15 protein-coding genes and 2 rRNA genes (1 of these 17 cut by a window edge) are annotated in these 13229 nt (G+C 37.3%); 16 read left to right on the plus strand and 1 reads right to left on the minus strand.

Translation table 11 applies throughout. The annotated features are described in order from the left end of the window. From MKX72_RS00225 to rsmI, 12 genes are all read left to right on the plus strand, one after another. A 23S ribosomal RNA gene (locus tag MKX72_RS00225) occupies positions 1 to 491 on the plus strand; it begins 2445 nt to the left of the window's first position. Between the two features lie 63 nt (positions 492 to 554). Then, a 5S ribosomal RNA gene (gene rrf, locus MKX72_RS00230) occupies positions 555 to 670 on the plus strand. Between the two features lie 138 nt (positions 671 to 808). Then, a complete protein-coding gene (locus MKX72_RS00235; protein WP_013081329.1) occupies positions 809 to 991 on the plus strand; it encodes a sigma factor G inhibitor Gin in 183 nt (60 codons plus the stop codon). Between the two features lie 153 nt (positions 992 to 1144). Beyond that, complete coding sequence (locus MKX72_RS00240) at positions 1145 to 2569, plus strand: aminotransferase class I/II-fold pyridoxal phosphate-dependent enzyme (RefSeq protein WP_028412631.1); 1425 nt, start codon at positions 1145 to 1147, stop codon at positions 2567 to 2569. Positions 2570 to 2585: 16 nt separating this feature from the next. Beyond that, positions 2586 to 3212 carry a dTMP kinase gene (gene tmk, locus MKX72_RS00245; protein ID WP_049162633.1) on the plus strand — a complete coding sequence of 209 codons (627 nt, stop codon included), beginning with the start codon at positions 2586 to 2588 and terminating at the stop codon, positions 3210 to 3212. Between the two features lie 63 nt (positions 3213 to 3275). Then, positions 3276 to 3605 (plus strand): cyclic-di-AMP receptor, encoded by a 330-nt coding sequence (locus MKX72_RS00250; RefSeq protein ID WP_013054845.1) that lies wholly within the window; start codon positions 3276 to 3278, stop codon positions 3603 to 3605. A gap of 33 nt (positions 3606 to 3638) precedes the next feature. Further along, positions 3639 to 4631: a DNA polymerase III subunit delta' gene (gene holB / locus MKX72_RS00255; RefSeq protein WP_013054846.1), complete on the plus strand. Its 993-nt coding sequence runs from the start codon at positions 3639 to 3641 to the stop codon at positions 4629 to 4631. 4 nt (positions 4632 to 4635) lie between these two features. Further along, a complete protein-coding gene (locus MKX72_RS00260) occupies positions 4636 to 5463 on the plus strand; it encodes a PSP1 domain-containing protein (RefSeq protein WP_013054847.1) in 828 nt (275 codons plus the stop codon). Positions 5464 to 5477: 14 nt separating this feature from the next. Beyond that, a complete protein-coding gene (gene yabA, locus MKX72_RS00265; protein ID WP_013054848.1) occupies positions 5478 to 5843 on the plus strand; it encodes a DNA replication initiation control protein YabA in 366 nt (121 codons plus the stop codon). 78 nt (positions 5844 to 5921) lie between these two features. Beyond that, positions 5922 to 6668: a tRNA1(Val) (adenine(37)-N6)-methyltransferase gene (locus MKX72_RS00270; RefSeq protein WP_028412633.1), complete on the plus strand. Its 747-nt coding sequence runs from the start codon at positions 5922 to 5924 to the stop codon at positions 6666 to 6668. After that, positions 6655 to 6942, plus strand: coding sequence for a GIY-YIG nuclease family protein (locus MKX72_RS00275; RefSeq protein WP_013054850.1), 288 nt, complete (start codon positions 6655 to 6657; stop codon positions 6940 to 6942). Before MKX72_RS00270 ends, MKX72_RS00275 begins: the two co-directional genes overlap by 14 nt. Further along, complete coding sequence (gene rsmI, locus MKX72_RS00280) at positions 6920 to 7792, plus strand: 16S rRNA (cytidine(1402)-2'-O)-methyltransferase (protein ID WP_016762698.1); 873 nt, start codon at positions 6920 to 6922, stop codon at positions 7790 to 7792. The genes MKX72_RS00275 and rsmI overlap by 23 nt, the downstream gene beginning before the upstream one ends. A gap of 32 nt (positions 7793 to 7824) precedes the next feature. Here rsmI and MKX72_RS00285 read toward each other — a convergent pair whose 3' ends face one another. After that, on the minus strand, positions 7825 to 8115 hold the full coding sequence (locus MKX72_RS00285; protein ID WP_170836841.1) for an AbrB/MazE/SpoVT family DNA-binding domain-containing protein: 291 nt from the start codon (positions 8113 to 8115) through the stop codon (positions 7825 to 7827). 566 nt (positions 8116 to 8681) lie between these two features. On the opposite strand from MKX72_RS00285, the gene metG reads away from it, so the two are divergent. From metG to rsmA, 4 genes are all read left to right on the plus strand, one after another. Beyond that, positions 8682 to 10664 (plus strand): methionine--tRNA ligase, encoded by a 1983-nt coding sequence (gene metG / locus MKX72_RS00290; protein ID WP_028412634.1) that lies wholly within the window; start codon positions 8682 to 8684, stop codon positions 10662 to 10664. 71 nt (positions 10665 to 10735) lie between these two features. After that, positions 10736 to 11506, plus strand: coding sequence for a TatD family hydrolase (locus tag MKX72_RS00295; RefSeq protein ID WP_028412635.1), 771 nt, complete (start codon positions 10736 to 10738; stop codon positions 11504 to 11506). Between the two features lie 223 nt (positions 11507 to 11729). Continuing rightward, complete coding sequence (gene rnmV / locus MKX72_RS00300) at positions 11730 to 12293, plus strand: ribonuclease M5 (protein ID WP_028412636.1); 564 nt, start codon at positions 11730 to 11732, stop codon at positions 12291 to 12293. Further along, the gene (gene rsmA / locus MKX72_RS00305) at positions 12287 to 13165 is read left to right on the plus strand and encodes a 16S rRNA (adenine(1518)-N(6)/adenine(1519)-N(6))-dimethyltransferase RsmA (RefSeq protein ID WP_028412637.1); all 879 of its coding nucleotides are present in this window, start codon (positions 12287 to 12289) and stop codon (positions 13163 to 13165) included. Before rnmV ends, rsmA begins: the two co-directional genes overlap by 7 nt. Positions 13166 to 13229 lie beyond the last annotated feature (64 nt).

A 13229-nucleotide genomic window follows, 5' to 3' on the forward strand; every position in this document is an offset into this window, starting at 1 on the left:
GGAAGGGCCATCGCTCAACGGATAAAAGCTACCCCGGGGATAACAGGCTTATCTCCCCCAAGAGTCCACATCGACGGGGAGGTTTGGCACCTCGATGTCGGCTCATCGCATCCTGGGGCTGTAGTCGGTCCCAAGGGTTGGGCTGTTCGCCCATTAAAGCGGTACGCGAGCTGGGTTCAGAACGTCGTGAGACAGTTCGGTCCCTATCCGTCGTGGGCGTAGGAAATTTGAGAGGAGCTGTCCTTAGTACGAGAGGACCGGGATGGACACACCGCTGGTGTACCAGTTGTCTTGCCAAAGGCATCGCTGGGTAGCTATGTGTGGACGGGATAAGTGCTGAAAGCATCTAAGCATGAAGCCCCCCTCAAGATGAGATTTCCCATAGCGCAAGCTAGTAAGATCCCTGAAAGATGATCAGGTTGATAGGTCAGAGGTGGAAGCGTGGCGACATGTGTAGCTGACTGATACTAATCGATCGAGGACTTAACCAAACTTTTAAAAGCGTAAGCTTTACTCAGCAAACTGTTACCTAGTTTTGAGAGAACAATCTCTTGTCTGGTGGCGATAGCGAAGAGGTCACACCCGTTCCCATACCGAACACGGAAGTTAAGCTCTTTAGCGCCAATGGTAGTTGGGACTTTGTCCCTGTGAGAGTAGGACGTTGCCAGGCACTTGAAAAAAGACTAGCTATTTTAGCTAGTCTTTTTTTATTATTCACAAAGTATAAGCTATCTACATAAAATGGGGTAAATGAACTGCATAAAGAAGTTACATCTTGTCGATACTTATTTAGTGGAGGTGGAGAGTAATGGAAAAACAAATTAAAACATGTTCCGTTTGTCATGAACAGCATACAAAGGGTATTGAGGTGTTTTCCAGCTTTATATGCCAACACTGCGAGGTAGAGATTGTAGAGGTGGATTCATCTCATTTTCGTTATCAATTGTTAGTAAATCAATTAAAGAGAATATCAGGAGCGTTTTCTTACTAAAAGCCCTTTTTTATAAGGGCTTCTTTATATGGCTCAAAAAAATCATCTAAGTTTGTTATAATGAAAGAAAAATGAATTTTGATAGGAAAAATGCTTACATATTCTTTTATCAAGTTAACAATGTTATATTTACAAAAAGTAAGGAATGGATGTATGGATACATATTTACCTTTATATAACCGTTTAGTAAGGCATAGCGAAAAGAGGTCACTCTCTTACCACGTGCCCGGCCATAAAAATGGTCAAATTCTCCCTTCACATATTCAGTCTTCTTACGCAGATTTTTTGCAATACGATCTAACGGAAATTAGCGGATTAGATGATTTACATGAAGCAGAATCTGTTATTAAAGAAGCACAAGAGTTAACGGCAAAGTTGTATGGAGTAGATGAAAGCTTTTTTTTAGTTAATGGTTCTACTGTAGGCAACCTCTCAGCAATTTTATCTCTTTGTCAAGAAGGAGATAAAATTGCTGTTCAAAGAGATTCTCATAAATCTATTTTTAATGCTATTACTTTATCAAAGGCATCACCTATTTTTTTAGCTCCTGAAATAGATTCAAAAACACATCTTAGTACAGGTGTATCCATTAAAACAATTAAAGCGGCTTTAGAGCGTTCTGAGGATATAAAAGCATTTGTATTAACAAATCCTACTTACTACGGGGTGGCACGAGATTTAAAGGAGACCATTGACTTTATTCATAGCTACAATATTCCTATAGTTATTGATGAAGCTCATGGAGCCCATTTTATTTTAGGCAATCCTTTTCCGTCGTCAGCTGTTACGTATGGAGCTGACCTTGTCGTTCAGTCAGCACATAAAACGCTACCAGCTATGACAATGGGTTCTTATTTACATATGCAGGGAACATTAGTGAATAAGCAAGCGGTGCGCCATTACCTACAAGTACTTCAGTCAAGCAGTCCTTCATACCCTATTATGGCTTCTCTCGATTTGGCACGGTATTATCTGCAGCAGTTTACACAGCATGATATCGATAGAATGACTGACAATATTCATTCGTTTGTTGAAAAGATTAATAAGATTGATACACTTTCAACTATTAATGTGGAAACAGATCAAACTGCTACCGACCTTTTGAAAATGACATTGACTTGTTCAGCGGCAACAGGATATGATTTGCAAAAGGAACTGGAAAAACAAGATATTTATACAGAACTAGCTGACGTTAACTATGTATTGTTTGTTCTACCGTTAAGCAGCAGTTGGGACTTTAATGATACAATTAAGCGGGTTAGACAAGCAGTAGCAAATATACAGCGTAAGTCGTATGAAAAACCACTAATCAAACCATTTCGTTTTTCAAGGGCAACGGTTCTCCTGTCTATGGAAGAAAGAAAATTAAGGACAAAGCATATGTGTTCGTTTGAAGAAGCGATTGGGTGTGTAAGCGCACAATCTATTATTCCATATCCTCCTGGAATTCCTATTTTAATGGAGGGAGAAACGATTACGAGCAATCATATTGACTATATTTTGCATATTCAAAGGTTAAATGGTCATATTCAAGGCGGCTCTTGTATGGAAGAAGGAAAGATAGAAGTATTTAAATAGAGAAAGGAATTTATACATGTCAGGAACGTTTATTACATTCGAAGGGCCAGAGGGTGCTGGTAAGACGACCATCATCCATATGGTTCAACAAAAATTAATACAAGATGGCTATAACATTGTATTAACAAGAGAGCCTGGAGGCATACGAATTGCTGAACAAATTCGTGAAATCATCTTAAATCCATCTAACACGGAAATGGATGCCAGAACAGAAGCACTTCTTTACGCTGCGGCTAGGAGACAACATCTTGTAGAAAAAGTGATTCCTGAGCTAAATAAAGGGAATATAGTATTATGTGACCGTTTTATTGATAGCTCACTTGCTTATCAAGGAAATGCGCGGGGGATAGGTGTAGAAAATATTTTTGCTATCAATCAATTTGCTATTGAGCAAACGATGCCACAGGCCACTTTATATTTTGATATTGAGCCTGAGGTAGGATTAGAAAGAATTAATAAAGGTCGAAAAGATGAGATTAATCGATTAGATTTAGAATCCTTAGACTTTCATTACAAAGTACGAGATGGATATCTATCTCTTTTGAGTCAATTTCCAGAGCGTATTCGCCGAATTGATGCAAATCAATCCATTGAAAAGGTCTGTGAAGAAGTTTATAAACAGATACAATTGATTTTAAAATAAATACAGATGATTGTTATTCTTGCTATACTATTCTTAACAATAAAGTAAAATGAGGTGTTATTCATGAAATTAGTAATGGCCGTTATTCAAGATTCAGATAGCTCAAAGCTTTTAAATGCACTTGTAGAAAGAGGATTTCGTTCAACCAAATTATCAAGTACGGGCGGATTTTTAAAATCAGGGAATACAACAATTATGATTGGTACAGATGATCATAAAGTAGATGAAGTACTTGATATTATTAAGGGCCAATGTGAAAACCGCAGACAGATGATTTCTCCTGTGGCACCGATGGGTGGTAATGCAGATTCATACATTCCGTATCCTGTTGAAGTTGAAGTGGGCGGAGCTACAGTATTCGTACTACCAGTAGATCAATTTCATCAATTTTAAGAGAGAAGATTTTAAATAGAAAGTGATGATTGAATGGGAAATACATGGGAACAGCTTGAAGCTCTTCAGCCGAACGTATTAAAGATTTTGCAAAACAGCTTACTTAAAGAGCGAGTTGCTCATGCTTATTTATTTGAAGGAAGCAAAGGAACAGGTAAAAAACAAATTAGTTTTTTGTTTGCTAAAGCACTGTTTTGCCAAAATCCAGTTAATCATAGGCCATGCCATGAGTGCAGTAACTGCCGGCGAATTGATTCAGGTAATCATCCAGATATTCACTTGATTGAGCCAGCTGGTTTATCGATTAAAAAAGAGCAAATTCAATTCTTGCAATCAGAATTCACAAAAACCGGTGTTGAATCTAATAAAAAGTTATATATTGTGAATCATGTTGATAAAATGACAGTAAGCGCAGCAAATAGTTTACTGAAATTTTTAGAAGAGCCTGGCAACGGAACTTATGCAATTTTATTAACAGAAAATATACAGCGCTTATTAGATACGATTATCTCACGTTGCCAAGTAATATCATTTCGATCTCTTACACCAGAACAGTTAGCTGAAAAACTAGTAGAAAATGGCCTTTCCGCAGTAGATGCGTCCATCTTGTCTAATTTAACAAACAGCATTGATGAAGCAATTGAATTAAGTAAAGATGAATGGTTTGGACTTGCAATAAAGTTAGTGATACAATTATATGAAGTGTTAACAACGAGACCTCAACAAGCTCTTCTTTTTATTCATGAAAAGTGGGTAACACATTTTAAAGAAAAAGAACAAGCTCATATTGGTTTAACTTTATTGATGCTTCTTTACCGTGATTTGTTGACGCTGCAAGTTGGACAAGAGTCTAAAATCGTCTATCGTCATAAAATAGAAGAATTAAAACAGCAAGCTCTTCAGACAACGCAGGAAAAAGCGATTTATCGCTTAGAGGTTATCTTGAAGGCCAAAAATAAATTAAATTCAAATATGAATCTACAGTTATTAATGGAACAGCTGGTGTTGGATTTGCAGGAGGGATAAAAGCTTGTATGATGTAGTAGGCGTTCGCTTTAAAAAAGCGGGAAAAATATATTATTTTGACCCTGGAGAACTTACAATTCCAGATGGTGAGTTTGTTATTGTAGAAACAGTTCGTGGTGTTGAATTTGGCAGAGTGGTTATTAACAAAAAGCAAGTAAGTGAACATGATGTCGTGCTTCCTTTGAAAAAAGTAATCCGCATTGCTGAACAAAAAGACAGGCTGATTGTGGATGAAAATAAACAAGCTGCTAGAGAAGCGTATGACGTATGCGTGCAAAAAATTCAATCACACGATTTAGATATGAAGTTAGTAGATGTAGAATATACGTTTGATCGTAATAAAGTCATTTTTTATTTTACAGCAGACGGCCGTATTGATTTTAGAGAGCTAGTTAAAGATTTAGCTGCTATTTTCCGTACGCGAATTGAGCTTCGTCAAATTGGTGTACGAGACGAGGCAAAACTGTTGGGCGGGATAGGTCCTTGTGGACGTATGCTATGTTGCTCAACGTTTTTAGGTGATTTTGAGCCGGTTTCTATTAAGATGGCCAAAGACCAAAACCTATCGCTTAATCCAACGAAAATTTCTGGTTTATGCGGACGTTTGATGTGTTGTTTAAAATATGAAAATGATGAGTATGAAACGGCAAAAGAACAGCTTCCTGATATAGGCTCAACAATTAAAACTTCAGATGGTTCAGGACGTGTAGTAGGTTTGAATATTTTGGAAAGAATTATTCAAGTGGAACTGTCAGATCACGAACAAATTTTAGAGTATACTCTGGATGAGATCAATAATGAAGGTGCTGTTTCGTTTCAAGCCACAGATTAACGAGGTGGGCAAAGGTGGATAAAAAAGAGATTTTTGATTCGGTGACAAACATGGAGGAACAAATTGGTCATTTATATAAGCAGTTAGGTGAGTTGAAAGAGCATCTTGCTGAGCTAATTGAAGAAAATCATCATCTGCAAATAGAAAATGATCATTTGCGCCGTCGCCTTGACCAGACAAACTTCGAAACGAAGCTGAAAAATAGACATTCAAAAGCAAGCGCTCAAACAAAAGAGCAAAAACAAATTGATATCGGAGAAGGATATGACAATTTGGCTCGCCTTTACCAAGAGGGTTTTCATATTTGTAACATTCATTATGGAAGTGTGCGTAAAGATGGAGACTGTTTGTTTTGCTTGTCATTTTTAAATAAAAAGTAACAACACCTCTCCCTTTTGGAGAGGTTCTTTTTATGAGTAAAAGATGTAAATAATAGATGTACAAGGAGAAGAACGATTATGGTTGAGTTATATGGAGATGAACGTTTAGATTATCTATTAGCCGATGAGGAAATGCGCATTATTCAAAGTCCATCTGTCTTTTCCTTTTCATTGGATGCTGTGCTTTTATCTCACTTTGCTTATGTCCCAATTCGTAAAGGCAACTTGGTTGATTTATGTTCAGGAAACGGTGTAATCCCACTGTTTTTATCTAAACGAACAAAGGGAAAAATCATTGGTGTAGAAATTCAAGAGCGGCTACATAGTATGGCACAAAGAAGTATTGCGTATAATCAGCTGGATGGGCAGATTAAAATGATACATGGTGATTTAAAAAATGCACCTCAAGAACTGGGTTATGGAAAATATGATGTTGTAACATGTAATCCTCCTTATTTCACCACATCCAATAAAGAAGAAATAAATGAAAACGAACACTTTGCAATCGCTCGCCACGAAATTCATTGTTCGTTGGAAGATGTGATTAGAGCCAGTAGTCAACTAGTTAAGCAAGGCGGAAAAGTAGCATTGGTTCACCGTCCAGGGAGACTATTAGATATCGTTACGTTAATGAGGCAATACCGTTTAGAGCCAAAGAGACTTCAGTTTGTCTATCCTAAAGATGGGAAAGAAGCAAATACACTTTTAATTGAAGGTACGAAGGATGGAAGTCCAGATTTAAAGATTCTTCCTCCGCTGGTGGTCTACCAAGATAATGATGAATACACGGACGAATTAAAAAGGATTTTATATGGAACAGAATAATCATTATTTTTATGTAGTTGAATGCAAGGACTGTACGTATTACGCTGGTTACACGAATAATTTGCAAAAACGTATTTCTGTCCATAATGAAGGGAAAGGGGCAAAATATACGAGAGCAAGAAGGCCTGTTTCATTAATTTGGCATGAGGTGTTTACTTCTAAAACAGAAGCTATGCAAAAAGAGTATTGGTTCAAACAGTTAAGCAGAGTGCAAAAACAGGCTTACATTCGAAGGGAGCAAGAAAAGCAGAATGAAATCACAAAAAAGTTATGATGTATCGAATGAACGAGGCGTTTTATATTTAGTTCCCACTCCTATTGGAAACTTAGAGGATATGACATTTCGTGCGATTCGAATTTTAAAAGAAGTTGATTATATTGCCGCAGAAGATACGAGACAAACGAAAAAACTATGTAACCACTTTGAAATCGATACGCCTATTACAAGTTATCATGAACATAATAAACATACAAAAAGTGAACAGCTGTTAAGCGACTTGGACAGTGAAAAAAATATTGCTTTAGTAAGCGACGCGGGTATGCCCTGTATTTCAGATCCTGGTTATGAGTTAGTGGTAGCTGCCGTTAAAGAAGGATATACGGTTGTTCCGCTGCCGGGGCCTAACGCAGCATTAACAGCTTTAATTGCTTCTGGTCTACCTACAGGGCAGTTTTATTTCTATGGATTTTTAAACAGAAATAAAAAACAGCGTAAAGAACAGCTTCAAGAGCTTCAGTATATTAAAGAAAGCATGATATTTTATGAAGCCCCTCATCGATTAAAAGAAACGCTAAAGAGTATAGAAGAAATTTTAGGGAACCGATCTATTGTGTTATGTAGAGAGTTAACCAAACGCTATGAAGAATTTTTAAGAGGAAGCGTATTAGAAGCAATTGAATGGACAAATGCCACAGATATTAGAGGGGAATTCTGCTTAATTCTTGAAGGGACAAATGAAGAAGCGCCAGATGAAAGTAATCTATGGTGGGAACAGCTCACCATTATCGAGCACGTTGATCACTATGTAGAAGAAGGACTTTCAAACAAAGAAGCGATTAAGCAAGTGGCAAAAGACCGAGATGTATCAAAACGAGACATTTATAGTGAATATCACGTACATTAAAAAAAGCTGTCTATCATAGACAGCTTTTCGTTTTATTTAGAAGCTTGTAAAGAATCTTGAAGTTCTTTCATGATTTGTTCTGCACCTTCACGGCTTAGAATTAATTTGCCGCTAGCAAGTTGAATGTTATCATCAGATACTTCACCTGTTACTTGGCAAGTCATGTTTGGTTTATATTTTTTTAAGATGATGCGCTCTTCATCTACATAGATTTCTAGAGCATCTTTCTCTGCAATTCCTAATGTACGACGTAATTCAATTGGAATTACTACGCGTCCTAATTCATCAACTTTACGAACAATACCTGTAGATTTCATGTTAATCGTTCTCCTCTCAATGATCATTTTTCTATGTTATTACTTTCGTCATTATTCGACAATTTCAACGTACTTTCATAATACCAGCGTTTCCAAAACTAGTCAATCATTTTATATGTAAAAAAATGTAGCTGGGAAAAAATTTTTTCCCCGACTCGTTTAGAAGCTAATTGTGACCGTCAGTCAAGGAATGACAAGGGGTTTCATTGGAAAAAAGATTAATCGCCTAAATAGCTTGATATTAACTATTTTGAAGATAGGGTAAATATAATTCGACATAAAACGACAAAATTAGACCTATTTGTCGTTTTTATCAAAGTGACTTTTTGAATGGGGGTATATTTTATATAAAAATAGGGCGAAGCTGATACAATTAACAGGATTATTTTTTGGGAAAATAACGATTATTTAAAAATGAAGTGAATCCGTCATATTCCCGTGTATATAGGAAGAGAATGTTTTGAAATTATCATGTAAAATAGTATGATAGATAGTAGAATAAGAAGACAGGGTTTATATGATTACATCCATATAAATCAAAATGTTGAAATGGAATGTTGGAGGTTATGAACATGGCAGATGGAAATAATACATTTTACATTACTACGCCGATTTATTATCCGAGTGGTAAATTACATATAGGGCACGCATACACGACGGTAGCGGGAGATGCAATGGCTCGTTATAAACGTTTGAGAGGGTTTGACGTACGTTATTTAACAGGTACGGATGAACATGGTCAAAAAATTCAGCGAAAAGCAGAAGAGAAAAACGTGACACCTCAGCAATACGTAGATGATATTGTCTCTGGAATCAAAGAGCTGTGGGATAAGATGGATATTTCGTATGACGATTTTATCCGTACAACAGAACCAAGACATAAAGAAATCGTGGAAAAGATTTTCGCGCGCCTTTTAGAACAAGGTGATATTTATCTTGATGAGTATGAAGGTTGGTATTCAGTTCCCGATGAGACGTACTATACAGAGCATCAACTAGTAGATCCAATCGTTGAAAATGGAAAAGTTGTAGGTGGGAAAAGCCCGGATAGCGGACACCCTGTAGAGCTCGTTCGAGAAGAGTCCTATTTCTTTAAAATGGGGAAATACGTAGATCGTTTACTAGCTTTTTATGAAGAGAACCCTTCATTTATTCAACCGGAGTCTCGTAAAAACGAAATGATCAATAATTTTATTAAGCCGGGTCTTGAAGACTTAGCTGTTTCTCGTACGACGTTTGATTGGGGGGTAAAAGTTCCAGGTAACCCAAAACACGTTATTTACGTATGGATTGATGCGCTTTCTAACTATATCACCTCTCTTGGGTATGATACTGAGAATGATGAAAACTATCGAAAATACTGGCCGGCTAACGTACATTTAGTAGGAAAAGAAATCGTACGTTTCCATACCATTTATTGGCCAATCATGTTGATGGCACTTGATTTGCCACTTCCTAAGAAAGTATTTGCTCACGGCTGGTTATTAATGAAAGATGGAAAGATGTCGAAGTCAAAAGGGAATGTAGTAGACCCAGTGACATTGATTGACCGCTATGGGTTAGATGCCCTTCGTTACTACTTGCTTCGTGAAGTTCCATTCGGTTCAGACGGTGTATTCACACCAGAAGCGTTTGTTGAACGTATTAACTTTGACTTAGCAAATGACCTTGGCAACCTAGTTAACCGTACAGTGGCGATGATTAATAAGTATTTTGATGGTGTTATTCCGACTTATGAAGGAAATGTAACAGAGTTTGATGCACTTATCGTACAAGCTCAAAAAGATACAGTGAATAAATATGAAGAAGCGATGGAGGATATGGAGTTTTCAGTGGCTCTTGCTTCTATCTGGCAATATGTAAGCCGCACGAATAAATACATTGATGAAACGCAACCTTGGGCGTTAGCAAAAGATGAGAATAAGCGTGCAGAACTTGCTTCCGTTATGACACATCTAGCTGAATCAATTCGTCACATTGCGGTATTACTACAGCCATTCTTAACACGTACACCTGAGAAAATTTTTGCTCAGATCGGTGTAAAAGAAGATGTGTTAAAAACGTGGGAAAGCACGACGCGCTTTAATATGCTTAAAGAAGGCACAAAGGTAGAAAAAGGTGAGCCAATGTTCCCTCGTCTAGATCGAGAAGAAGAGGTAGCGTTTATTAAAGAGCAGATGCAAGGAAGTGCTCCGAAGGAAGAAAAACCTGTTGTGAAGGAAGAGCCTTCTGAAGAGATTACGATTGATGATTTCATGAAAGTAGAGCTTCGTGTAGCGCAAGTTACGCAAGTAGAACCAGTTAAGAAGGCAGATAAACTATTAAAGCTGCAGCTTGATCTTGGCTATGAAAAACGCCAAGTTGTATCAGGTATTGCCAAGTTTTATAAGCCTGAAGAATTAGTAGGTCGCAAAGTAATTTGTGTAACCAACTTAAAACCTGTAAAATTGCGCGGCGAACTATCACAAGGAATGATTTTAGCCGGTGAAGATGAGAATGGTCTTTCACTAGCAAGCGTAGATCAAAACTTAGCAAACGGCACGAAGATAAAATAAGTATAGTTAAAAGGGGTGTTTCACGTGTAACATGCGAGGACCCCCTTTTATTCATGGAAAGGATCGATTAGATGTTATTTGATACACATGTTCATTTAAACGCAGAACAGTATGAAGACGATTTGCAAGAAGTAATTAATCGCGCGTTAGAAAAAGGTGTTCAAAACATGGTGGTTGTTGGATTTGATGAACCTACCATTAAAAAAGCTATTCAAATAGCTGAAACGTACGACTTTATCTATGCTAGTGTAGGCTGGCATCCAGTAGATGCAATTGATATGACGGATGAGCATTTAGCTTGGATTGAAGAGTTAGCTCAGCATCCGAAAGTTGTGGCTTTAGGAGAGATGGGATTAGACTATCATTGGGATAAATCACCTAAAGAGGTTCAAAAGGACGTATTTCGCCGTCAAATTCGCTTAGCGCGCAAAGTGAATTTACCTATCATTATTCATAATCGTGATGCCACCGAAGACGTGGTAACCATTTTAAAAGAAGAGCACGTAGAGGAAGTAGGCGGGATTATGCATTGCTTCACGGGCAGTATTGAAGTAGCGAAGCAGTGTATGGATATGAATATGTATATTTCTTTTGGTGGACCTGTTACTTTTAAAAATGCAAAAAAACCAAAAGAAGTTGCTGCAGAACTTCCTTTAGATAAACTATTAATTGAAACAGACTGTCCTTATCTAACTCCTCATCCATTCCGCGGCAAGCGCAATGAACCTGGTTATGTGTCATACGTAGCGGAGCAAATTGCAGAGTTAAAAGGCATAACGTATGAAGAGTTGGCTGATATTACAACAGCTAACGCTAAAAAGCTATTTGGCATTAATGATTAAAACTTTTTCTCATATAACAATCATTTTCGTGTTAAAGTAAAGATAGGCGCAGAGGAGAATGTTATCCTCTGCCTTTTTCAGTTAAAATAACAGATAGATGCTTTTTAATTTAGTTGATAATAAGATAAAACGTTGATTTCATAGAAGAAAAATGATGTGAGTAACGAGCATTTCATTTTTACTGAAAAGCAAATGAACAAAACTGAATGTTTTGGAGGAAGAAATGAAGATTAAAGAAATTATTGTAGTAGAAGGTCGGGACGATACCGTAGCGATTAAACGTGCAGTGGATGCGGATACTATCGAGACAAATGGATCAGCTGTAAATGAAGAAACCATTGAAAAAGTAAAATTAGCTCAAAAAACAAGAGGCGTAATTATTTTTACAGATCCAGATTATCCAGGACAGCGAATTCGAAATATTGTTTCAGAACGTGTTCCAGGATGTAAACATGCATTTTTAGATAAAGAAGAGGCTCGCCCTAAAAACGGCAAAGGTATTGGAGTTGAACATGCTTCTATTGCGTCTATTCAAAAAGCACTAAAAGATGTAAAGCAAGAGTGGGTAGAAGCAGATATGGAGATTTCTCAAGAGGATTTAATCGTAGCTCGTTTGGTAGGAGATAGTAAAGCCAAGTCTCGACGTGAAAGAATAGGAAAGTTATTAAAAATAGGCTATGCCAATGGAAAGCAGCTTCATAAACGATTACAGATGTTCCAAATTTCAAAAGAGGAGTTTATCAAAGCTGTTGAGCAGATAAATAAGGAGGAAAAGGAATCGTGTTAAAAGATATTGCAACGCCTAATCGAACCAAGGAAATTTTAAAGAAATACGGTTTTACATTTAAAAAGAGTTTGGGACAAAATTTTTTAATTGATACGAACATTTTACATCGCATTGTTGATCATGCAGAAATAACAGAAGAAACGGGAGCAATTGAAATTGGACCCGGTATCGGAGCGTTAACTGAACAGCTAGCAAAGCGCGCAAAAAAAGTACTGGCATTTGAAATCGACCAGCGTCTGCTTCCGATTTTAGCCGACACTCTTTCTCCTTACCCAAATGCAAAAGTTATTCATCAAGATGTGTTAAAAGCGGATTTAAAAGAGACGCTCGAACAAGAATTCGAAAACATAGAAGATTTAATGGTCGTTGCGAATTTACCGTATTACGTGACGACACCCATTTTGATGAAATTATTAGAAGAGCAAATTCCGGTACGGGGAATCGTTGTTATGCTTCAAAAAGAAGTTGCCGACCGTATAGCAGCTAAACCGGGAACAAAGGAGTACGGTTCACTTTCTATTGCGATTCAATACTATACAGAGGCTGAGACGGTTATGATTGTGCCTAAAACAGTATTTAATCCGCAGCCTAATGTAGATTCAGCTGTTATTCGGCTGCTGAGAAGACCGAAGCCAGCGGTAGAAGTACAAGATGAAGCATTCTTCTTCCAAGTTGTACGAGCAAGTTTTGGACAGCGCCGAAAAACCATTTTAAACAATCTAGTGAACAACTTGCCAAATGGGAAACAGAAAAAAGCGGACATTGAGCAAGCACTTGCAACTGCTGAAATTGATCCGAAAAGAAGAGGCGAAACGCTGTCTATTCAAGAATTCGGAGCGTTAAGTGACCAACTTTTAAAATCATTTCGCTAAATCATCACATTTTTATCATGAAGTCATAGGCTATGAAGAGAATTTATTTTTGAAGTAGCAAAGA

Origin of the sequence: Priestia sp. FSL R5-0597 (genome assembly GCF_038006305.1) — a bacterium.
In the GTDB taxonomy this organism is placed as follows: domain Bacteria; phylum Bacillota; class Bacilli; order Bacillales; family Bacillaceae_H; genus Priestia; species Priestia zanthoxyli.